Raw genomic sequence first — 21,937 nt, forward strand, 5'->3', positions numbered from 1 at the left:
CTGCTGCCCGCAGCCCAAGTTCCGCCTGCCCGAGCCCGACTGGCTCGGCTCCCCGCAGGTCCCGCGCACCGAGGTGCTGGCCAGTCTGGTCGTCACCCTGGCTCTGACCTCAGAGGCGATCTCCTTCTCGATCACCGCGGGCAGTCGACCCGGCGGTCGGCCCTGTCCGCCTCGTTCACCATGGCGTCGTCATCTCGGTCATCAGCGGCCGCAAGGTCATGATCTCCGCCGCGACCGGCGCGATCGTCCTGGTCACCGCCCCATTCGACCGGGAGCACGGGCTGATCACCGCCGCCATCCTCGCCCCGCCTTCCAGATGATCCTCGGCGCGCTCAGCGTGGCCGAGTTAAGGCGGTTCGCGCAGCGTCATGGTCGGCTTCGTCAACGCCCTAGCCTTCCTCATCTTTTGGCGCTGCTGCCCGAGCACGTCAGGGGCACGCAGGGTGATTCGTTCATTGAGCGACTCTGTCGGGAATCTTGAGGACGGGCGTCACTTCCCTTGGCGCCACCACAGCGGCCGGGGTAAGTCACGTGCGTCGAGGTACTGCTGGAATGCTGTGGGAGGGCGGGGCCGGTACGAGCCGTCGGCGGGTTCTTGAAGGCTCAGCCGCTCGACGTTGATCGCGAGTGCGGTCAGGACGTGCTGGACGTGCGTCTTGGCCAGGCCGCGGTAGCGGCACCGGCGTCCGCGGTGGCCGTTGGTGAACTCCTCGATGGTGCCCTCGGCCCCCGAGCGTCGCCCGTAGAGTCGGCGCCAGTCCGCATCCTGCTGGTCGGCGCGGTTCTTGGTCTGGAGTTCGTGCAGGCGGCGGGTGGGAAAGTACAGGCTGCGAAACGGGCCTGGAGTGCACATGGCCCGCTCGGGGCAGCGGCCGCACTGGCGGGCGTCGAACCGGACTGTGACCTTGGTCGGCTCGGCCACCGGCAGGTCCTGCCAGTTGCGGCTGGCCTGCCCGTTGGGGCAGGTTACCTCGCGCTGGTCGAAGTCGATGATGAAGTTCTCCCGGCCGAATCCGTCGCCTGCCCGGTGCTGCGGGGTGGTGCTGGGCGGAAGCGGCCCGATCAGAGCGACGCGGTGCAGGCAGGCGGCGGCGTCCATGCCGGCCACGGAGGTGTAGCCGCCGTCGACCAGGTGCCGGTCCGGCAGCAGGCGCAGCCGCCTGAGGCTGGCGTGGATGCCGGGCAGCGCCTGGCTGTCCGCGCTGGAGACTACGGTGGCCACGTCGGTGATGACGTTGATCCGCTTTTCGTCGCAGGTCTCGGTCACGTGCACGAGGTAGCCGGTCCAGCGGGTGTCGCCGCGGCGCGTCCAGCGCGCCTCGGTCTCATACGGCGACTCGATCTGAATCCGGGAGGGCGGCCGGCCGTCGCGCTTCGTGCGCGGCCTGAACCGCCCCTTGGCATCCACCAGGAAGTGCTGCAGCAGGATCGTTCGGAGCCCCTTCGCCTGCGCCGGAGCGCCGCCGGGGAACCGGGCGTCAAGACGCCCAAGCAGTTCGCGGGCGTCGTTGCCCACCTGCTCCAGTCGGGCGACGGGGTGGCTGGGCTGGGAGCACAGGCGAACCGGCCGGCCGTAGCGTTGGGCCCATTCGGCGGTGACCAGCTCATCCAGCACCTCTGGCGCGTCGCGGGCCACCTCTTCCAGCACGGCGCGGACCGCCTCGCACGCCAGCTCCAGGCGGGTCAGCTCCCGTGCTGCTGACAGGACGTGGGTGGAGTCGGTGCGCTGCGTGACGCGCCCCTTGAGCAGGCCGGCCCGTCGGATCCGGGTGAGTGCGAGGCCCAGTAGCCGGTCGGCGCGGTCGCCTTCGGCGAGCCGGTCGCGGAAGTCGGACAGGACGCTGTGGTGGAAGCCGGGATCCTCCAGGTCCAGTCCGAGGGCGTACTTGAAGTCGATTCGGCAGCGCACCGCCTAGGCGGCCTGGCGGTCGGAGAGGTTCATCGCGTACTGCAGCACGCAGACGGTGGCAGCTGGGCGGGTGAGAGCCCAGGGCGGCCGTCACGCGGGTACCAGGCGGTGAAGTCCTCGTCACTCCAGAGGCCGTCGAGGCGGTCGCGGATCCACATCGCGGTGGTGCCCTTGGGATTGGCCGCGCGGGCAACCCTGGCGGTCAGCGACGGGATCTCGGCTCCAGAGTGAGGTTGGAGGGAGCCATCGGGCTCCTGGGGAACGAGCGCGGGACATCCCAACGAGCCTGACGCAACGTCACGATCGTTAACTGCCGTCCTCAAGATTCCCGACAGAGTCCCTCAATGAGCCGTCGGCGGACCCCAGCAGGTAGCCCAGGCCTCGGCCGCCTATTGTCAGAGGAGCGATGTCGGTGACGGTGATGATCGCCTTGTTGGATGTGCGACGGATGGGGTGCACACAGCCGAAGGAGGAGGGGAGGAGCCCCTCGCGTCCGGCGTTGAACACCAGGCGGGCCTGGGAGTTGATGCCGGTGATCAGCACACCGAGGGTCGAGGTCAGTCCGCCGAGGGAGGCGAGGAACGCCAGCACGCCGAGGGTGCGGGGCCACCTCGGCGTCGGCCTTGAAGCCCGGAACCCTGTGACGTCACCGTCGTGCGCCTTGCCGGGACGACTGACACCGAGGCCACCCGATCTCCGCCCTGTTACCTGCTCGCCCACGAACGAGCAGTGCCTGGAGCACCTGGCCCAAGCGCCGACAGGCCCGTCGTCCGACAGAGGCTGGCCTCTGTCGGATAGTCGTGAGACCTCGGCCACAGCCTGCCCCTGGAGCCTATGCCCACTTGATACTTTTCGGTGGCATAAATGCGACTGTTCCCGTTCGGCTCTCCGGGTTTGGGCACAGCGGCAGGACTGCACCCCGAATGCCCGCGACGAAGCGTGCTGCCACCGCCGACAGTCGTCCTTGAGGTTCCAGGACGCGTGCGAGCCGTTGAAGGCGAGAAGGAACTTGACCGTCCAGATAGCAGAGGTGGGAAATATGCCTGCCGCCCTGACCACGTTCGTGGGCAGGGGCCGGAACCTGGCCGAAGTCCGCAGCCGTCTGGGAACCGCGCGGCTGCTGACGCTCACCGGTGTGGGCGGGGTGGGCAAGACACGGCTGGCGCTGGAGGTGGCCGCGGCGTCGGCGACGGATTTCGCTGACGGGGTGTGGCTGGTGGATCTGGCGCCGGTACGGGACCCGTCGCTGGCGGCGAACGCGGTGGCGTCCGCGCTGGGCGTGCCGGACCTGGGCACCAGGCCGGTTATCGACCAGCTCGCCGCGTTCCTGGCCTACCGCGCTCCGCTGATCGTGCTGGACAACTGCGAGCACCTCGCCGACGCCTGTGCCGAGCTGGCGCATGCCCTGCTGTCGGCCTCCTCCGGCCTGCGCATTCTGACGACGAGCCGCACAGCGCTCGGAATCTACGGCGAGCACGTCTTCGCCGTGCCTCCCTTGGCGCCGAACGACGCGGTGGAACTGCTGCGGGACCGGGCCACCGCCGTACGCCCGGAGTTCGAGGTCACCGACGGCAACCGTGCCCAGGTCCTGCGGCTGTGCGATGACCTGGACGGGCTGCCGCTGGCCATCGAGCTGGCCGCGGCCCGGCTGCGGACCCTGACCGTGGAGGAGACGATCATCCGGTTGGAGGACCGCTTCGGGCTGCTCGCGAGCGGAAGCCGGGTCGCCCGGCCGCACCAGCGGACGCTACGCGCGCTGATCGACTGGAGCCACGAGCTGTGCACCCCTGCCGAGCAGCTGCTGTGGCACCGACTGTCGGTCTTCGCCGACGACTTCGGCCTGGACGCGGCCGAAGATGTGTGCGCGGGCGACGGCATCGACCGGGACGAGGTACTGGATCTCCTCGACCGGCTGGTCGTGCAGTCCATCGTCCTGGCCTGCGAGCGTGAGGGGCTGCCGCGGTACCGGCTGCTGTCAACCATCCGCCAGTACGGGCGGGAGCGGCTCGCCGAGTCCGGCGAGGAAAAGCTGATACGGCAACGGCACCACACGTTCTACCTGGCCCTCGCCGAGCGCATTGCCGACGGCTGGCACGGCCCCGGCCAACTGAAGAGCCTGGCCCGGCTGCGTGCCGAGCACGCCAACCTGCGCGCGGCGCTGAACCAGGGTGGAGACCCGCAGGCCGCCCTGGCGCTGGCTTCGGCGCTGCGTTACCTCTGGGGCGAGGGCGGATTCCTCGGTGAGGGTCGCCGCTGGCTCGACCAAGCACTCGCCGCCGCACCCGAACCCGGTCCGGCCCGGGCCAGGGCGTTGTGGGTCGCCGCCTGGGTCGCGACGCTGCAGCGCGATCACGCCACGGCGTACCGGTGGGTGGACGAGGCGGCGGAACTGGGCGAGCGGCTGGACGACCGCGTGGTGTGCGCCCATATCCAGAGCCTGCGTGGCACGTTGGCGTTGTTCAGCGGCAGGCTGCAGGAGGCCGTGTCCTTGTTGGAGGAAGCGGCGGCCGCTCACACCGAGACAGGCGAGGGCATCGGGGCGGTCTACGCGCTGATTCAGATGGCCACCGCCCAGTCCCACCTCGGGGATCCGCGCACCACTCAGACCTGCAGGCAGGCACTGGTCCTGGCCGAAGCGCACGGTGAGCGTCTGGCCCACGCGCACGCGCTGTGGACGCTCGGATACGACGCCTGGATACGCGGCGACCTCACGGAGGCCATGGATCTGCTGCGCACCGCGCTGGAGAAGGAGCAGGGCTTCAACGACTACGTCAGGGTGGGGCTGATGCTGGAGCAACTCGCCTGGACAACCGCCGCACAGGGTGACCGGGAGGAGGCGGGGCGACTGCTGGGTGCCGCGCGCGCCCTGTGGCAGGACATCGACACCCCCGTCTCGACGTTCGGCCCGCACATGGTCGAGCAGCACGCCTGGTGTGAGGAGGACGTCGTACGGGCCCTGGGGCCGGCGGCGTACGAGAAGGTTCTCGCGGAGGGCGGGCGCCACCGCGGCCCCGACCAGGCCATCGCCTACGCCCTGCGCCCCCGGCCCGAGCGGGTCGCCCCTGCCCTCGCGGCCGCCACGTCCCCCGCCCCGAGCCCGCTGACCCCCCGCGAGCGGGACGTGGCCGCGCTGGTGGCCAAGGGCATGAGCAACCGGCAGATCGCCTCGGCCCTCGGGCGCTCTCCACGCACGGTCGACGGCCACGTCGAGAACATCCTGGCCAAGCTCGGCTTCGGCTCCCGTGCCCGGATCGCGTCCTGGTGGACAGGGAACCAGGCACCCACAGCCTAGGACAACCCCGTAGAAATACCCGGACCCGGGGCGGGGCCCACCCCCGTAGAAGTACCCATGGCCACGGGGCATTCCCTGCGCCGAGCCTTTCTCCATGACGCACGACAGGGCGCGCCCTCCTGTGCCGCGGACCTCAGAACCGCGCTCAGGAGTGCACCCCTGCCCCAAGCCGACGGCAGTCGGCGACCGCAACCACAACGGAGCACGCCGAACCGAGGACAGTCGTCGGTTCCGTGCGCCGTCGCGCACGGCATGCGGACAGCGCCCGTCGGCCAAGGCTCGCCAACGGTGCGCGAGCGCCGAACCGACATGGCGGTCGGGCGTCACGATCGACAACCGCCCGACATCGCAGTCCATGCCATGGGGTGCTCAGAGCATCAAGGAGCTCAAGTGACGACCGAACAACAGGGTCGCCTCGGCCGCAGGTCATTTCTCACCAGTGCCATCACTGTGGCGGCCGGCACCATGCTGGCCGGCGGCGCGGTGGTCGCCGCCGCACCCCGCGCCGCCGCCGCGACCGGCGCGCACGTCACCTGGCACATCACCCATGAGACCGGTACCGGAAACACCAGTGCCATGAAGACCTACGCCGCAACGCTCAACGCGATCAGGGCCGCGGTCAGCTCGCACCGGGAGAGGCCGGACGGTGGCCTCCCCGTCAGCGTCACCGATGAGGACGGGACGGCCGGGTACATCGCCATCGACCTGTACGCCGAGGGCAGGAACGACTTCGTCCGCGTGTTCATGCGCCGGTCGGACGCCTACGTCATGGCATTCAGGACCGGCACCGACAACAGCGGCAGTGTGACCTGGGACCGGAACTGGTTCACCCTCGAGCCCGGCGTGAACCTGCCGACAGGCATCCGGGGTGAGGGCGGGACCGTGGAGACCCGGTTCGAGGGGCTCTCGAATTACAACGACCTGGCGCGCCAGGGGGCCACCCGCGACAACTTGCACATCGGCACCAGCAGCCTCAGCAACGCCGTACTGCAGCTCCGTAACGCCGTTACCAGAGATGCCGCCGGCAACATCACCGGCACCAACACCAGGCCCGTGGCTCAGTCGCTCCTTCAGATCATCGTGGCATTCGCCGAAGGCTCCCGGTTCCGGCGGCAAGCCGCTGATACCGTCGCCGCCTTCCGCTACGGTCAAGAAGTCGTGATCAATCCGACGCACATAGCCCACCACAACAACTGGGGTGTGATCAGTGTCGCCCTCCTGGCCGGGATCGTCGCGGTCGGCGTCGCCCTCTCGCCCGAACTCGAGATCGGCGGAATGGTCTACGCCACCGTGGCAGCCCTCGCGGAGGCGGTCATGCTGGCTCACCACTCGGACCAGCACACCAAGGGCAGGCGGACCCTTGGTGACGGTGTCACGATGCTCGTGGTGCCCGACGGCACGGGCGACCACTGGACCGTGCAGGAGGCGATCAACGCCGCTGGCTCGGGCGAGACAACCATCTTCATCGGCAAGGGCACCTATCACGAGGTCATCAGCGTCCCGAGCAGCAAGAACTGGCTGAGGATCCAGGGTGTCACGGGCAAGGCATCGGATGTGGTCATCCACAACACCCGGTGCAACGGGATGATCAACCCTGCGACCGGCCAGAAGTGGGGCACCCAGGGCAGCGCCGTGGCCACCTTCAGGCCGCCCAACCTGGTCGTCAAAGACCTCAGGATCGTCAACACCTTCGACCGCAACGCGCACCCGGAGATCAGCCCGTACGAGACCCAGGCCGTGGCGGTCGTCGCCATGGGCGACCGACAGGTGTACGACAACGTCGAGATCTGGAGCCATCAGGACACCCTGTACGTCAAGGGGGTGACGCCCACGACCCAGGCCCGGCAGTTCTTCGTCGGCTGTCACATCCGGGGTGACGTGGACTTCATATTCGGTAACGCCACCGCAGTGATCGCCCTGTCCACGATCCAGTGTCTCTCGTGGCCCAACGGCACGATACTGGCGCCGAGCACCGACAACAGTAAGAAGTACGGGATCCTGATCAGCAGCTGCACGATCACCACCAACGGAGTACCGAACGACACGATGCACCTCGGTCGGCCGTGGAACAACACGGAGGAAGCATGGCCCCAGGCGATCGTGCGTAGCTGCGACATCCAGGCAGGCATCAAGGACGCGCAACCCTGGACTGACATGCTCCCCGACCAGCCCTGGCGGTTGTGGGGCCGCTTCGCGGAGTACCAGAACTTCGGCCCCGGAGCCGGCTTCGGCTCGAACTCACCGCAGCTGACAGCCGTCGAAGCCGCCGAGTACACCAGCCAGAAGTACCTGGCCGGCAGCGACGGATGGGACCCGATCACGCACGGGTGGTGACTCCACCGAGGTGAACCATGGCCGGGGCCGGGACTTCACGACCGTCCCGGCCCCGCCCTTGTGTCCTCCACCAACCTCTGGTGAGCCACAGCACCGCGCCGGCTGTAACCGTCGGCCCCTGGCCCACACGGCGACGGCCAGGACTTACCGCCCGCGTCGAGTTCGTCCGGCCCAGCGTTACCACCTCGGCCGACCGGGCAGCCGTCGCCTGGTCGTCTCCATGGGGCCAGGGCGCCCGCCTTGCGCACGAGGCACGTGCACCTCGTCGACCGCAGGCCTTCGTGGCTTCTCAGGAGCCATGCCTGCGGTCCGTTCCAGGACAGGGGCTCCCTTTGCACAACGCACCGAGAGGGCGGTTCGTGATTATTTGAGTGGATCTGTTGTCGCCTGATGGTGTGGCGACGGGGCGGAATCTACCGGTCCGCAGTTGGTGATCTGGTGATGTGACCGGGTGAGTCTACATGAACCGTATCCGAGTGACTTATCGGACGAGCAGTGGTCGTTGATCGATCCGGTGATCACCGCGTGGAAAGGTCGGCACCGTTCGGTCAGCGGCCATCAGGGTGCCTATGACATGCGGGAGATCGTGAAAGCGATCCTCTATCAGGGGCGGGCCGGCTGCCAGTGGGTCTATCTCCCGCACGATCTGCCGCAGAAGAGCGCGACATACTACTACTTCGCCGCGTGGCGCGACGATGGGACGGACCAAGTCATCCATGAGCTCCTGCGCTGCCAGGTCAGAAAGCGCGCCCGGCGATTAGAGGACCCGACCCTGGTGGTGCTGGACACCCAGAGTGTCCACGTGGCCGCCGGGGTCCCCGCCTCCACGAGCGGTCATGATCGGCCAAGCGGGTGCCCGGCCGCAAGCGGGGTCCTGCCGCAGATGTCCTCGGCCTGGTCATCGCGGTCGTCGTCCTCGCCGCGAACACCCACGACAAGGCCGCGGGCATCGTCCTGCTGGACCAGGTCGCCGAGCACTCCGGCGGAAGCGTCCGCAAAGCCCTGGTCGACCAGGGCTTCAGGAGCCAGGTCGTCGCGCACGGCGCCGGCCTGGGAATCGACGTTGAGATCGTCGAACGCGACCCGCAGGTCAAGAGGTTCGTGCCGCAGCCGAAGCGGTGGAGGGTCGAGCAGACCTACGGGATCCTGATACCGCACCGGCGCCTGGCCCGCGACTACGAGCACTGTCCCTCCTCCGCCATGGAGCGCCGCTACGAGTACTCCTTCGACCGGCCGAACTGGTTCGAGCAGTCGGCAGCGGAGCATCGTGCCGTCCGGGAGGGCGTCGGGGTCATCGACACCTCATCGTTCGGCAAGCTCCTGGTCCAAGGCCACGACGCGGTGCGGGTGCTTCAGCGGGTGTCGGTCAACGACCTGTACACCGAACCCGGCCGCATCACATACACCCAGTGGCTCAACGAGCACGGCGGGATCGAGTCGGACGTGACGATCACGCGGCTCACCGAGGACCGGTTCCTCGTCCTGTCCGGCGGGGCTGAATCGGAGACCGAGTGCATGTGCGTGTGCCCTTCTCTGCCGACGTACCGTCCTGCCCCAGCGGATCCGCGGACCGCACCGTTCGGAAAGAGCGCTTCACGCCCGACCAGCAGCAATGGGAGCCTCGGCAGGTGAGCTATGGCGACGGTGTGTGACTGCCGGCTGCCCGAGCACGCCGCTTCGGACGGGCCGTTCCCCGAGGGAGGGGGCGCCGCTGAGGGGTGCGCTCGGCCGCACCATCACGCCGGGGCGCTGCCCCACGAAGAACGGCCAGGGTTCGAGCACCGGCGCCAGGAAGGCTCCGAAGACGGCAAACGCGAGGACCACCAGCATCGCGGCGCGCAAGCCGATCTGTTCGCCCAGGAAGCCCAGCTACGGTGGTTCGACCTGCACGCTGGTCCGTGCCGCGCCGGAGCCACCTCGCCGTGCGGCCCGGCAAGACCGGCGTGCTGGACACGCTGGACACGAGCGCCATCGGCCGCTGAGCCCCTGCTCGCGGTCGTACGCCGACAGGCACGGTCTGCCTGTCGGCGTACGGCAGCCTGCTCTCCCTACTCTGTCTTGATGGCGGTGAGCATGTTCAGCCGGGCCGCGCTGCGGGCAGGCCACAGGGCGGCCAGCAGGCCGACCAGCGCTGCCAGCAGCAGGAAGAGCGCGAGCCGGCCCCACGGCAGCACCAGCGCGTATCCGGGGATGTCCGCCTTCGTGGTCTCGCCGACGGCCCAGCCCAGGAAGGCACCGAGCCCGATGCCGATCACCGCACCGAAGAGGGAGATGACCACGGCCTCCAGCTGGATCATCCGGGTCACGCCCCGCCGGTCGAGTCCGACGGCTCGCAGCATGCCGACCTCGCGCTGCCGTTCGAAGACCGACATCGCGAGGGTGTTCACCACTCCCAGCACCGCGATGACCAGGGAGATCGCGAGCAGCCCGTACATGATGTTCAGTCCGGTGTTGAGGTACCCGCTGAACTCGTCGCGGATGTCCTGCCGGTCGCCGATCTTGATCGTTGGGTTCCCGGCGAAGACAGCGGTGAGTGTCTTCTCGTTCGTGCTGCCGTCCGTCTTGACGAAAATCTTCGAGATGAACGTCTTGTCTGCGTGCGGTTCTGTCACGGCTGTGGAGACGACGACCGGCAGGACCACGATGTTGCTCTCGAAAATGGCCCCGACGGTCAACTTACCGCTCTTGGAGTCTTCGTACTCCACGGGCAAGGTGTCCCCCACCCTCCAGCCCTGCGACCGCGCGAGGTCCTCGGCGACGGCGATCTGCCCCTTCGCAAGCGCGTCCTGCGAGCCCGAAACCACCGGAAGGTGGAAGGCCTTGTCGAAGTCCGCCGGGGTGACAGCGGAGACATCCTCCTGAATGCCGTCGATCTCCACCCACCCTTGCTGCTCCTGGGACACCGACGTAACGCCCTGAGCCTTGCGCAGCGCGGCGACCGTCGAGGCGTCCAGTCCGCCGCCGCTGTCGGTGACCATGTAGTCCGCCTTGACGATGTCAGTGGTCATCGTGTCGACAGCCTGGCCGAGGGTGACAAGGAGCACGGTCAGAGCGCTGACAAGCGTGAGCCCGATGGCCAGTCCAGAGGCGGTGGCGCCGGTGCGGCGCGGGCTGCGTACGGCGTTCTGGCCCGCGAGTTTGCCGGAGACTCCGAAGCCGCGTAGCAGCAGTGGCCGGACGAGCGCGATCGCAGGCCGGGACAGCAAGGGGATCAGCACGATGACACCGGTCACCGCGAGGAGAGCACCGAACCCGACGAGCATCGCGCCATGGGAGCCACCGGTCCCGGCGCCCACGACGACGACCACCGCGCCGAGGAGCGTGACGATGCCGCCAAGCACGTTCCGTATCAGCAGGGACCTGGTGGTGGCAGGCAGGTGTGCGCTGCCGATCGCCGCAACGGGTGGAATCTTCGCGGCGCGGCGGGCCGGCAGCCAGGCGGCCACCATGGTGACCAGGACCCCGATGACGACCGCGACCAGGACGGTCGTCGACGTGACGACCAGCGGCCCGTCCGGGATCTTCCCACCGCCGAGATCGATCGTGGAAGTCGCTACGGCGGCCATGGCGGCGCCGAGCCCGAGCCCGGCGGCGGAGGCGACCGCGCCGACAACCATCGCCTCGATCAGTACGGACCGGGTGACCTGCCGGCGGGAGGCGCCGACCGCGCGCAGCAGGGCGAGTTCGCGGGTGCGCTGGGCGGCCAGCATGGTGAAGGTGTTGGCGATCAGGAACACGCTGACGAAGAGCGCGACACCGGCGAAGGCGAGCAGGATCCCAGCGACGAACGACGCGTCTCCCGACACCTCGCCAGCCAGTTCGTGGCCGGTCTGGGCCACCGCGTAATCCGGAAGCACCTTGCCGACGGCGATGGCAAGCTCGGTGTTCGAAACGCCGGGGGCTGCGGTGACGGTGACGGACTCATAGACGCCCGACCGGAGGAAGAGCCCCTGAGCGACCGGCGTGTCGAAGAGCACCAGGCTGCCGCCCGCGGCCACCGACGTGTTCTCGGTGGTGAAGATGCCGGAGAGCTCGTACGTCTTCGCCGGGCCCTTGAGGGCGACGGGAACGCTGTCGCCGACCTGGTAGCCGCCCTTCTCGGCCGAGTCCTTGTCCAGCGCGACCTGGCCGGCCTCGTTGGGCCCGCTGCCGTCGGTGAACTCGTAGAGCCCGTCCTTGCCGTCCTTCCCCGGCGCGAAGTTGGCGCCCCCGCTGAACGAGGCGCTGCCGATGAGCCCCCCGTCCTTGTCGGCGACGAAGGCGGTCCCGGAGACCCGCCCGACGGCCTCGGCGACCCCGTCGAGCCGGGAGACCTCGTCGAGCGTCTTCCCATTGATGCCCGGGAACTCGCCGGAGTAGTCGGTGTTCACCGCGACCTCGACGTCCACATGGGCGTAGCTCTTGCTATCCTGGTTGCGGTAGGCGTTGGCGTATGAGTCGGTGAAAACCAGGGTGCCGGAGACAAACGCGACGCCGAGCATGACGGCGAGCACGGTCATCAGCAGTCTGGCCTTGTGCGCAAGGACGTTGCGCAGCGCTGTGCGGAACATGGTGGTGTCGTCCTGGTGAGGTGAGTGCGGGGGCGGGGCGAGCTGGCCGGAGTCGGTCTGCGTCAGTGACTCTCGGTCTGACCCAGAGGCTGCCGTGGGACGGTGGCGACTTCGGGAGCACCTCGGCTCGTACGGATCAGTTCGGCTCAGCTCGTTCGGAACTTGGTGTCGAAGGCCTTCATGAGGTCGAGGACCCTGTCCGCCGTGGGTTCGTACATCTCGTCGACGATCCGGCCGTCGGCGAGGAAGATCACCCGGTCCGCGTAGGAGGCGGCGACCGGATCATGAGTGACCATGACGACGGTCTGTCCCAACTCCCTTACGGAGTCACGCAGAAACCCGAGAACCTCAGCACCAGCACGCGAGTCCAGGTTCCCCGTCGGCTCGTCCCCGAAGACGATGTCCGGCTTGGACGCGAGGGCCCGGGCCACGGCGACACGCTGCTGCTGACCACCGGAGAGCTGGGCGGGACGGTGGCTGAGCCGGCCGGACAGGCCCACCATCCGGATCATGGTCTCCAGCCACTGCTCGTCCGGCGTCCGGCCCGCGATGTCCATGGGAAGCGTGATGTTCTCCAGCGCGGTGAGCGTCGGCAGCAGATTGAACGCCTGGAAGATGAAGCCGACCTTGTCACGGCGGAGTGCGGTGAGCTGCCGGTCCGTCAGGGACCCCAGCTCGATGTCACCGATCCGGACCGATCCGGAGGTGAAGCTGTCCAGTCCTGCCACGCAGTGCATCAGCGTGGACTTGCCGGACCCGGAGGGCCCCATGATCGCGGTGAGCTGGGACTGCCCGAAGCCGACACTGACCTGATCGAGGGCCACCACCTGAGTCTCACCCTGTCCATAGACCTTGGAAAGCTCCGTGGCGCGGGCGGCCACGGTGGGGACGGCGGTGCGGGGGGCGGTGGGCGAGGCGGTGGTCACGGGGACTACTCCGATCGACGGCAGAGGCAGCACGGGGCGCAGGCCGCACAGACGACCAGAGACAGCCAGAGACGGCACGTGGACGCGGAAGTCGAGGCCCAACCCCGCTGAGGACTTCTCCATCGTCCGGTTCGTACAGGCCCTGCGGATCAGCCGAAACACTGACCACCTGGGTCTGATGCCAGGGCCAGCTCCGTCAGCCTCAGGTATGCCGTTGCGTCAGCTCCGAGGATGACGCCCGGTAGAAACCGCCTGGAAATGGGGCTGCCACGGGGACTGCCATCCGCCTCCCCGGCGAGACGCGCCTCACACCGACAGGACCCCACCTCATCGCCGTCTCGGCCATTCGGCCGATGCACAGCCAGACCGAGCGATACCCAAGCTCTGGCCCCCATGGCTGACTTGTTTGAGAAACCGTCAGCCGCATGTCGATGTCAACTGGCTGGCTACGAGGTTCAAGTGCTGGACATGCCTCACCTGACACTGCTTTTCACGCGCTGCCCGGTCCACGCGGCCCCTCTCCGTACGCGCACGCATGCAGCCGACGTTCTCCCCCGCTCCGGCCGATCCGGCGAACCACCCAGATTCCATGACCCAGCGGGCCATCTCCCGCGCCCGAGACCGACGATCAGAGCCTCGGGTGGGTGCCCGGACGATGAGGCAGTCCACAGGCGTGGTGTCGTGCGGAACTCGGGACGGGCGGCCCGCAGGGACCGATGGAGTTGTCGGGATCCTCCACGGTACGCGGGACGCCATCCGAACAAGAGGACGACTCGGCTCCAGACGCCAACAGTCCAGTCCTGAGATCGTCAACCGCAGCCAGAGCGCTCTTCCCTGCATCAGGCTTCTCCACGGCCACTGTTCACGGACCGCTCCAGCCCGTCGACTCAGCCGCGACGGGCTGACAACACCCCTGGAAAGGCACCCCGACACGCCTGCTCTACGGGCACGCGTCCGAGCCGAGCCAACACAGGTCGATCCGAAGACCCTCCGCCTGCACGCACGGGGCATCGGCATTCTTACCGAACTACGCCTGGGCATGTCGCGCCAACTGTTCCCCGCCTGCGAGCAGCGCCACCATTGCATCAGCTGATCGCACACCGGGCTGTTGCTGGACTCGTCGTCGGGGTGGGCGTGGGCGGCGATCAGTCGCAGTTGGTCAGCTGCGACTCGGTCCTCAGTAGAGCCGACAAGTCGGTCCCATGCGCTTCGGGCGCATGGGGCGGCTTCTATAGTGAAAGAACCGGGGGAGAAAAATGCCCGGCCTGGTCCCCGGATGCTCCTTTTGGGACATCCGTCTCGCCCATGTGGCCCCTGCCGAGAGGACGATCATGAGTACGACGAGCACGCGGCCGCCCGAGCGCCGCTTCGGCCGCTCCACGGACGAAAGCGCCGACCGCACGCTCAAGGTCGTCGGCAGTGTGCTGGGCACGGTGCTGCTCGTCTCGGTCGGCTGGTTCGCATACCATCACGTCGCACAGGACAAGATCAGCGGCGAGGTCATCACCTTCAAGTCCACGCACGACGCGGTCAAGGTCCATCTGGAGGTACGCAAGGACGCGGGCGCCACCGGCTACTGCACGCTGCGCTCTCAGTCGGCGGACCACACCGAGGTAGGTCGCGCGGACTTCCGGTTCGGCGGGCCGGCCAGGCGTATCGACAAGGTCGTCACGCTGCGCACGATGTCCCCGGGTACCACGGCGGAGCTCCTGGGCTGTCATGCTGACTGACGTCGCTCTTCTCCCGTAGCGAGTGATCCGATTGGTCCACGACGGCCCACCGGACGGCTTCGGATCAAGCTCGCGTCTCACCGAGGTCGCAGGTGCAACTCCGCCGCCGGTACGTCGCATAGGCCTTGCCGTTCTAAAACAGACCCACCCCGACCAATACCAAAGCGGGTCGACGTGTAGGCACGCCGGACAAATACTTTCGGTTCATCCAAGCCGCCGAGATCCGCCGCAGACCGACGCCTGACTACATCTGACACGGAATGCCCGAATATGTACCGCAGGTCGCGCGCAGGGACGGCAGTACTTGCAGCCCCGATTCGCCCCGGATTCGCCCCGGGAAGTTTGTTCGGCGAGTAAGCGTGGCACTGACCTGCGAAAATAGAGAGCGGAAGACGAATCAGGCTGTACGCCGGGTAGAGTCCCACTCAGGGAGCCATCACGCTCTGACCTGCATGTTTACGGGGATCCGGCGGCCTGTTTCGCCCTCTGGGACTTCTCAGGGACTTTCGGCCGAGTCCGTGAACCACGCCTCGATGGCTGACAGCCCACGCGCGCCGGCCTGCGGCATGAAGTGCGTGTACGTCCGAAGCGTGAACGCCGGGTCGGAGTGCCCCAGCCACTTCGCGAGCGAGACGATCGACTCACCGGCTTCGAGCATCACCGAGGCGTACGTATGACGCAAGACGTGGAAACCGTGCTTGCGGCTGGGCTCCCAGACGCGCGACGGCTTCTCGCCCGGCTGCCGCTTGGGCAGCGGCGGGATGACTCCCGCCTCGGCGAGCGCGGGCTTCCATGCCTTGGTGTTCCAGGTGGTGCGGTTGATCGCGCCACGCCGCCCTGTGTAGACGAGTAGCCGGACCGTCACCTTGCGCCGGTCCTCGCGTGCAAGGTCGGGCTCCTCGGGATCCAGCCATGGCAGGGTCACTTCGATCGGTTCGAAATGCTCCTGATGCGTGAGGATACGCTTCGCGAGCGCCTGGGGCAGAGGCGCGTCGCGTTCCTTGCCGCCTTTGGGCGGACCGAAGTACAGCTGCGACTTGTACATGAGGATCTGCCGCTCCACGTGCACGAAGCCGTCGTGGACATCGTCTGGGCTGAAGCCGAACACCTCACCCTGCCGGAGTCCGCACCCAACCCCGAGGTCGACCGTGATCTGGTACCGGTCGGCCAGCGTCTCCCGTACGGCGTCGACGCGATCCTGCTGCCAGGCGCGAGCCTTGCGTTCCGGCTCCTTCGGTGGCTTGATCGAGCTGCTGCCCTTGCACGGGTTGCGGTACAGCCGCTTGTCCTCCATCGCGGCCTGCATGATCGCTTTCAGGTACACCCATGCGACGTAGGCCGTGCTCGATGCCACCGCGCGCTGCACATCGGCCGACCACTTGCGCAGCTCCGCGACGCCGATGTCCTTGAGCGCCAACTCCCCGAGCTGCGGCAGCACTTGCCCCCAGATTCGGTATTTCATGCTTTCCAACGTCTGAGCGGGATGCAACTGGGAGGGCCGCCAGTGCTTCTCGACGTACTCACGAAGGCTGATCGCACCATCGCGCGCGTCGACGAAATCTCCTCGCCGAGTGTCGGTCTGCGTCTCGGCCAGCCACGCCTTGGCGTCCGCAACCGTGTCGAATGACCGGTCGCGGACCCCCGGTATCCCCTTGACGCGATAGCGCGTGCACTTGCCCCACAGCGCGCAGTGCGTTCGTGCTTGCCCGTCTCCTTGTTCGACCGCTTCTTGAGCCACCGGTCTTCGATGTAACCCGCCATACTCGTCTTGCCCTCAGCCTCGCCATGGTTATCTCGGCGCGATCTCCGTCGCGATCAGACACACAGACAATGTCCGTATGCATGAAATTCCGAGTGCTGCTGACTTCTTCAGAACCGTTTCCACAGGTCAGGCAGCCCGGCGTCGTTCGCGCTGCCGCGGGGCCTTGTTCAGCGGGTTGAGAGCCTGGTTCGACCGCGAGTCCGCCTGCTGTTGTTCGCTGAGCCACGCATCGAGCAAGTCCCGGCGGTACATGACCCTCCCGCCGGGCCCCATCCGGAAGCTGGGCGGCCCTTGCCGGCCGTGCCGCCAGACGTAGAGGGTGTTCACCGAGATGCCCATGTATTTCGCAGCGTCCTGAACATTCAGGAAGGCAGCCTCAACGGCAGGATTGGACTGGTTACGCATAGCGTGTCTCCGGGGTAAGCGCTGCCGAAGCAGCGGACTTTCCGTCCTCTCGCCCACCGCGCGGCGAAGCCGCACGGATAACTACTGGCGAGCAGGATCAGATTCCGGAGAATCAGTGATTTGGTGCAGCTGCCTCTTCGTGATAGAGGACGGCAGGCGGCCATCGTCTGCCGACGTTCGAAGCTGCAGGTCAAGCATGTCGCTCTGGACTCAGAATTACATCTATCCCCTGCCATCCGGCAGCCGAACTCATCCGACGCCGACAGCAGATCACCCCATTTCGGTCGCGCGCATCCAGACACCATCGAGCAGCCTGCTCAACGCTGCGGCGATCGGGTTATCGCGCTGCTCATCCTCCCCGTCGTTGACCTACTGGTGGTGCTTCTCATCTGAGTTGCGGACCAAGTACAGTGGGGCGGCTCACTCCTACAACCTATGCTGGGGAGTCCCGTTCACCGACAAGCCCGCATCGGGCCCTGGGGCCGGTGGCGGGGCATCGGCCGTCGGAATTCCGGGGGCAGAACCTTCTTCAGCAACAGCGTGGTCGCCCCCGATGAAGGGGGTGTCCACGTGCCCGAGAAGCCGCTGCAGTTCGCCGTCCAGTCCGCTCTGGAGCGGAGTCCCATCCGGTCCGAACGAATCGATCTCTTTCTCGCTCAGCAGCTTCTGCGTGCGCTCATGCACCGCCTTCACCTTGAGGATGCCGCTGTGGTCGTACTGGAACTGGATGGTGATCGCGTTAAGCTGCGGATCCTGCTCGGGCTTGGGGAGCTTCACCTCCAGTTGGGCCAGCGGGAAAGCCCGGTCGCTATCTGCCGGGAAGCCCTTCTCGCCCTCGATGACCTCGACCGTGACACTGGTGGCACCGGGCGCTGCCGGGGGAAACGTCTTCTCTCCCCGAGCGATGAGAGTTCGGTTTCGCTCAATGATGGGGAAAAAGCCCTTCCGAGGCCCGGCGTCGAAGGCCGTGCCGAGGTCGTAGTTCGTGACGAGACTGAAGCGGTCGCGCTCAAGGTGGTTGTCGAGGGCAGCGGAGTAGATCGCCGCCCCGCGGGCCACGGCCGTCATCGGGTGACAGAGTCTCGGGTCAACGATGCGGTCTGCGCCGAGGATGGTCCCGACCGCCTCGCGAGCCTCCGGAATCTGCGAAGTACCGCCGATCATCAAGACAGCTTCGATGTCCTGCGCGTCAAACCCAAGGTCGCTCAGGCACTCCTCGATGGGCTGCATGGCGCGTTTGATCAGCGGAGCGACGGCTGCGGCGTACTCCTCACGCGACACGGTGAGAGTCTTACCGAGTGCCGGCAGGTCGAAGGGCACTTCGCGTACATCGCGGCGCGATAGCGCAATCTTCGTCAACTCGACGTCCCGACGCCAGCGGTTGCGCTCCCTCACCGTTAGCTTCTCCGGGACCTCTCCCAGCTTCGCAAGGAAGATACGAGCAAGCGCCTCGTCGAACTCGAGTCCGCCCAGGGCCGCGATACCCCGGGAGCTCAGCTCGTCGAAGTTGCGACCGTCGTGTTCGAGGACCGTGACATCGATCGTGCCGCCGCCCCAGTCGAATATGAGGAAACGGCCCGCCCCCTCGTTGCCATTGGCGTACGAGATCGCTGCAGCGGTGGGCTCGTTGAGGAGCGCCTTGACCTTGATGCCTGCGAGCAGAGCCGCAGCACGGGTGCGGTAGCGCGCGCCTCCGGTGGCGTTGGCCGGCACTGTCACTACAGCCTCGGACAGGTCCAGAAGGTGGTTGTCCGCTGCGCTCTTCATCCGTGAGAAGAGGGCAGCAGCGGCCGTAGTGCTGCGGAATGGCTCGCCACCGATCCAGGCATGGTGCTCTTCGAGGTGAGGCGTGCCGGACTCGGTCTGCTCAGCGCCCGCCGAGCGCGTGCCGAGCATGCGCTTCACAGCATCGACGGGCTCCCCTGTGGTGGTCTTGGCGGCCCACCCAAAGCAGAGCGTCCGCTGGAGGTCACGCACCGACATTACGGAGGGGAACAACTCCTCGAATTCAGGCTCCCGCCACTGGGCGGGGAGGTTTTCGCCGTCGATCGGCAGGACCTCTGTCTCCTCACCGGTCCACCGGGCAACGACCGAGTTGCTGGTACCGAAGTCGATTCCGTAGGTCATTGCTTCCTCCCGACCGGCTTGTAGCCGCGGTACGCGACTTTGGCGAGCATCATCTTGGTGAAGCCACCGTGCGACTGCGTACCCGCGGCTGACGGTTCTTCGGCAACCTGCGGAGAGATCTCCTGCGGCTCGTCCACGTTCTCCTGCGACGCGGACAGTTCCTCCTCCGCTTGGACGGCCACGGTCACGTGGCTGGCATTGGTAACCGTCGGCACTTCGGGCGCTGCCGGAGCGTCCGAACCGGGACTGGACACATCCCGCACGGAGGGATCCGACGCGGCAGTACCTCCGATGGCATCGGTCTCCGTGCCATCGTCCGCTTCGGCGGGCTCAGCACTGACGCCGTGCGGTAGAGCCGAATGGGCATGGCGTCGGCGGTCATGGACATTGACGCCGTTCCATGAGAGCCCCTGCACAGGGAGCGTGCGGACCCATCCTCGCTCGACGATGCGACCGGACTCACTATCGCTGTACGCCGGAGAAAGGAGTTCGTACTGGGGTCTGGAACCGGCGACGGCCGTGTCAGAACCGCCGTCGTCAGCCAGGTTGAAGGCCGCAAGGTCGTCGGTATCCGAGATGCGCCGCAGCCCTGCCTTAGAGATCTCCGTATCGATTCGGTTCCTCAGCTCCGAGAGGCTCCCGGCCTGGCTGGCCGCTCGGTCGATGACAGCGAGCTGAGCAAGGTGGAGCTGCCTGGTCCGCATGCCCTCGACAACAGCGGTCCGCAGGGCTTCAGCGACCTGGCGGCTTGCGGCGCGGATCGCCTGCGTGCGGCCGTCCTTATTGTTGTCTCCGTCTTCACCCGGCCTGAGGGCCGACTCCGTGATCGTACGAAGGCCTTCCTGCATTGTCGGCTCGACCACCGCCAGGACGGACTTCAGCAGGGCAGCGGCATCGAAGGTGCCGGGCTCCACGCGGGGGTGGGCGCTCCCGGCAGTCCAGGGGCCCTTGGACAGAGCCCTGTGGTCCTGCTTCGTACGCTTCTCCACCGACGGCTCGTCCCCAGAGCGCTTGTTCGAGGCGGTAGCACCCGTCGGCTTCGGCTTCTTTCTCTTGGGCAAGTTGTGCTTCCCCGGAGGGGAAGCCTTGCTCTTCTTTCCTGACGGGTCGTGGGAGCCGTTGGGCTTACTGGTCACTGGGGCTGCTCTCTGGCACAAAGTGTTCGGGGTCTTCGGGCTCGGCAGGCAAACCGACATTGTGGCAGGCGTTGCAGACGATGCCCCGGGCTGCCTCTGCCCTGGCGAATTCCTGCTCGTCTGCGTCCGGCTGAGGCGTCTGCCTCGGCATAGGAGCCCCACCGCGGCGGATGACAGACTCGTCGGCTCCGGGCAAGGCCCACTTCTCTGGGGCGAGGGGGACTGAGAAAGGCGGGATCTCACTGCGCCCGCGCTGGAAGCGCTCGATCGCGTCTTTCGCCTCGTTGACCTGTGCCTCTCCGTCGTCGTTGAGGGAACGGCGGAGCTGACGCCAGTGGTCCTTCCAGTCCTCGGCGTCGTCGGGGATGCCCAGGACGAGGTACGGATTGAGCAGATGCGAACTGTCCGGGCGCCTGATCAACGCCCGCAGGATATTCCGATTCTCGTCGAGTCGGCGGCGAGCGCCGCCAGCAAGGCGGTCTTCCCTTGGCCCCTTGCCCGGCTGCGGCATGAGCGTGTCCAAGGCGTCGGTGTACCGGGGGCCGTCCGGCCCACCGACAGCCTGCACGTAGGCAAGGATGTTAAGCGCCTCCCAGCCGGCATCCGACCATGCCGTCGCGAGCACCGAGGCTTCGTTCAGAGCGGTCCTCATCAATGCCTGGTGCTTCTTGCTGTCCCCGTACAGCGATGCCCGGTGTGCCATGCGAACGGCGCGCTGCAGCCGTCTCACCAGGAGCCAGGGGCCGAAGGTGCGGTCGCGTCGGACGTTGACTGCGGCTTGGGGCACGAGTTTCTCAAGCGCACCCCACAGCCACTTCTGGTCCTGGAGGGCAGGCGGTATCTGTCCCGACTGACGGGCCTTCGTAAGGGCTGCGGCCAGCTCGCGATCCGTCGGAGGAAGGCTGTGAAGGTCCTCCTGGAGTACGGAGCTGTCGCCGACTGCCAATCGGCTGCGGAACTGTCGCCGGGCCAGTTCGCCCTCCCAGCCGAGTTCCTCGAGGTCTTCCTGGTCCAGATCCGTCGGTGCGAGGCGAGCCCGGATGTACAGCGCGCGCTGGCCAGAGCCTGGGAGCGGCCTGTGGACGAGACGCCGGCGGTCGATCAGATCGTCGACGACGGGCAGGGGCAGCGCTACCGCAAGGGCATGCTCCCGCTCGGCAGGTATCTTGCTGTACTCGACCCGCTCTGCGTCCCGGTAGAGCCACCACGCCTCTTCGGCAGCGAGCACGGACGGTGCGGCGTCGGAGTCGTCCATGTCAGAAATCCGATTCGGCTTCTTGTCCAAGAGCGCCTGCGCGCGCACGGTGAGCCGGGGCGTGAGCAGGCAGAGCCCGGAGCCGTGCACCTGCCGGAGCAGGCCGACCGCCCTGACTGGAGGCAGCGTGCGCATGGTGCTGGCTACGGCGCGGGCCAACACGTCGGCGGACATGCCTTCCCTCTCACCTTCCAGCGCCGAGGCAGGGTACCCCTCAGCACGGCAGTAGGCCGCGACGGCTTCAACAGCCGCCAGTGCGGCGCGCCAGCTCTCCGTGGAAGTGAAACCCGTTGGCAGCTCCGCCGGGGGTGCCACTGCCTCACGGGGTTCACTGCTCGACGGGCGGTCCGCTGAGGTCACCGGCATTCCGCCGACAGGAACGCCTACCTGCACCGGACGGCGCAGCGGGGCGAGCTCGCCCCGCTCGCGCGCCGCCGCCAGCGCAGCGCGGCGTCGGCGTTCACGCTCGCGCAGCTCTTCCAGAGTCGGCGGAGCGGCCGGATCTGGATCT

The 21,937-nt window shown here is 67.4% G+C and carries 13 protein-coding genes and 2 pseudogenes; 6 read left to right on the forward strand and 9 right to left on the reverse strand.

Going from position 1 to position 21,937, the window contains the following annotated elements; genetic code table 11:
- Window positions 1–25: 25 nt before the first annotated feature.
- Window positions 26–422: pseudogene (locus SGFS_RS08855) on the forward strand (SulP family inorganic anion transporter); the annotation flags it as partial.
- A gap of 68 nt (window positions 423–490) precedes the next feature.
- Here SGFS_RS08855 and SGFS_RS08860 read toward each other — a convergent pair.
- Complete coding sequence (locus SGFS_RS08860; RefSeq protein WP_286249200.1) at window positions 491–1,909, reverse strand: transposase; 1,419 nt, start codon at window positions 1,907–1,909, stop codon at window positions 491–493.
- 306 nt (window positions 1,910–2,215) lie between these two features.
- Window positions 2,216–2,500, reverse strand: a complete 285-nt coding sequence (locus SGFS_RS08865; protein WP_286249202.1) for a hypothetical protein — start codon at window positions 2,498–2,500, stop codon at window positions 2,216–2,218.
- A gap of 448 nt (window positions 2,501–2,948) precedes the next feature.
- Here SGFS_RS08865 and SGFS_RS08870 point away from each other — a divergent pair, with 448 nt between their 5' ends.
- From SGFS_RS08870 to SGFS_RS08885, 4 genes and pseudogenes are all read left to right on the forward strand, one after another.
- Window positions 2,949–5,201: a LuxR C-terminal-related transcriptional regulator gene (locus SGFS_RS08870; RefSeq protein WP_286249204.1), complete on the forward strand. Its 2,253-nt coding sequence runs from the start codon at window positions 2,949–2,951 to the stop codon at window positions 5,199–5,201.
- Between the two features lie 390 nt (window positions 5,202–5,591).
- Window positions 5,592–7,535 (forward strand): pectinesterase family protein, encoded by a 1,944-nt coding sequence (locus tag SGFS_RS08875; RefSeq protein WP_286249206.1) that lies wholly within the window; start codon window positions 5,592–5,594, stop codon window positions 7,533–7,535.
- Window positions 7,536–7,986: 451 nt separating this feature from the next.
- Window positions 7,987–8,750: pseudogene (locus SGFS_RS08880) on the forward strand (IS5 family transposase); the annotation flags it as partial.
- On the forward strand, window positions 8,736–9,167 hold the full coding sequence (locus tag SGFS_RS08885; protein ID WP_286259860.1) for a hypothetical protein: 432 nt from the start codon (window positions 8,736–8,738) through the stop codon (window positions 9,165–9,167). The pseudogene SGFS_RS08880 and the gene SGFS_RS08885, both read left to right, overlap by 15 nt.
- 416 nt (window positions 9,168–9,583) lie before the next feature.
- On the opposite strand, the gene SGFS_RS08890 is transcribed toward SGFS_RS08885, so the two are convergent.
- Window positions 9,584–12,085 carry an ABC transporter permease gene (locus tag SGFS_RS08890; protein ID WP_286249208.1) on the reverse strand — a complete coding sequence of 834 codons (2,502 nt, stop codon included), beginning with the start codon at window positions 12,083–12,085 and terminating at the stop codon, window positions 9,584–9,586.
- Between the two features lie 146 nt (window positions 12,086–12,231).
- Window positions 12,232–13,134, reverse strand: coding sequence for an ABC transporter ATP-binding protein (locus SGFS_RS08895; protein ID WP_434026596.1), 903 nt, complete (start codon window positions 13,132–13,134; stop codon window positions 12,232–12,234).
- A gap of 1,208 nt (window positions 13,135–14,342) precedes the next feature.
- On the opposite strand from SGFS_RS08895, the gene SGFS_RS08900 reads away from it, so the two are divergent.
- Window positions 14,343–14,741, forward strand: coding sequence for a DUF4307 domain-containing protein (locus SGFS_RS08900; protein WP_286249210.1), 399 nt, complete (start codon window positions 14,343–14,345; stop codon window positions 14,739–14,741).
- Window positions 14,742–15,237: 496 nt separating this feature from the next.
- Here the strand turns inward: SGFS_RS08900 and SGFS_RS08905 are convergent, their stop codons facing one another.
- From SGFS_RS08905 to SGFS_RS08925, 5 genes are all read right to left on the reverse strand, one after another.
- Window positions 15,238–16,479, reverse strand: a complete 1,242-nt coding sequence (locus SGFS_RS08905) for a tyrosine-type recombinase/integrase (protein WP_286249213.1) — start codon at window positions 16,477–16,479, stop codon at window positions 15,238–15,240.
- 150 nt (window positions 16,480–16,629) lie between these two features.
- Window positions 16,630–16,908, reverse strand: coding sequence for a helix-turn-helix domain-containing protein (locus tag SGFS_RS08910; protein ID WP_286249215.1), 279 nt, complete (start codon window positions 16,906–16,908; stop codon window positions 16,630–16,632).
- Between the two features lie 426 nt (window positions 16,909–17,334).
- Window positions 17,335–19,035: an Hsp70 family protein gene (locus tag SGFS_RS08915; RefSeq protein ID WP_050398459.1), complete on the reverse strand. Its 1,701-nt coding sequence runs from the start codon at window positions 19,033–19,035 to the stop codon at window positions 17,335–17,337.
- On the reverse strand, window positions 19,032–19,949 hold the full coding sequence (locus SGFS_RS08920) for a hypothetical protein (RefSeq protein WP_286249223.1): 918 nt from the start codon (window positions 19,947–19,949) through the stop codon (window positions 19,032–19,034). Before SGFS_RS08920 ends, SGFS_RS08915 begins: the two co-directional genes overlap by 4 nt.
- A 211-nt stretch (window positions 19,950–20,160) precedes the next feature.
- A complete protein-coding gene (locus SGFS_RS08925) occupies window positions 20,161–21,600 on the reverse strand; it encodes a hypothetical protein (RefSeq protein WP_286249225.1) in 1,440 nt (479 codons plus the stop codon).
- Window positions 21,601–21,937 lie beyond the last annotated feature (337 nt).

The organism is Streptomyces graminofaciens, assembly GCF_030294945.1.
Lineage (GTDB): Bacteria > Actinomycetota > Actinomycetes > Streptomycetales > Streptomycetaceae > Streptomyces > Streptomyces graminofaciens.

What these genes read in the sequence shown, in the direction of transcription:
- SGFS_RS08870 (WP_286249204.1), top strand. Translation starts at nt 2,949, where the DNA reads ATGCCTGCCGCCCTGACCACGTTCGTGGGCAGGGGCCGGAACCTGGCC.
- SGFS_RS08885 (WP_286259860.1), top strand. Translation starts at nt 8,736, where the DNA reads ATGGAGCGCCGCTACGAGTACTCCTTCGACCGGCCGAACTGGTTCGAG.
- SGFS_RS08890 (WP_286249208.1), bottom strand. Translation starts at nt 12,085, where the DNA reads ATGTTCCGCACAGCGCTGCGCAACGTCCTTGCGCACAAGGCCAGACTG.
- SGFS_RS08895 (WP_434026596.1), bottom strand. Translation starts at nt 13,134, where the DNA reads ATGGAGAAGTCCTCAGCGGGGTTGGGCCTCGACTTCCGCGTCCACGTG.
- SGFS_RS08900 (WP_286249210.1), top strand. Translation starts at nt 14,343, where the DNA reads ATGAGTACGACGAGCACGCGGCCGCCCGAGCGCCGCTTCGGCCGCTCC.
- SGFS_RS08910 (WP_286249215.1), bottom strand. Translation starts at nt 16,908, where the DNA reads ATGCGTAACCAGTCCAATCCTGCCGTTGAGGCTGCCTTCCTGAATGTT.
- SGFS_RS08915 (WP_050398459.1), bottom strand. Translation starts at nt 19,035, where the DNA reads ATGACCTACGGAATCGACTTCGGTACCAGCAACTCGGTCGTTGCCCGG.
- SGFS_RS08925 (WP_286249225.1), bottom strand. Translation starts at nt 21,600, where the DNA reads ATGTCCGCCGACGTGTTGGCCCGCGCCGTAGCCAGCACCATGCGCACG.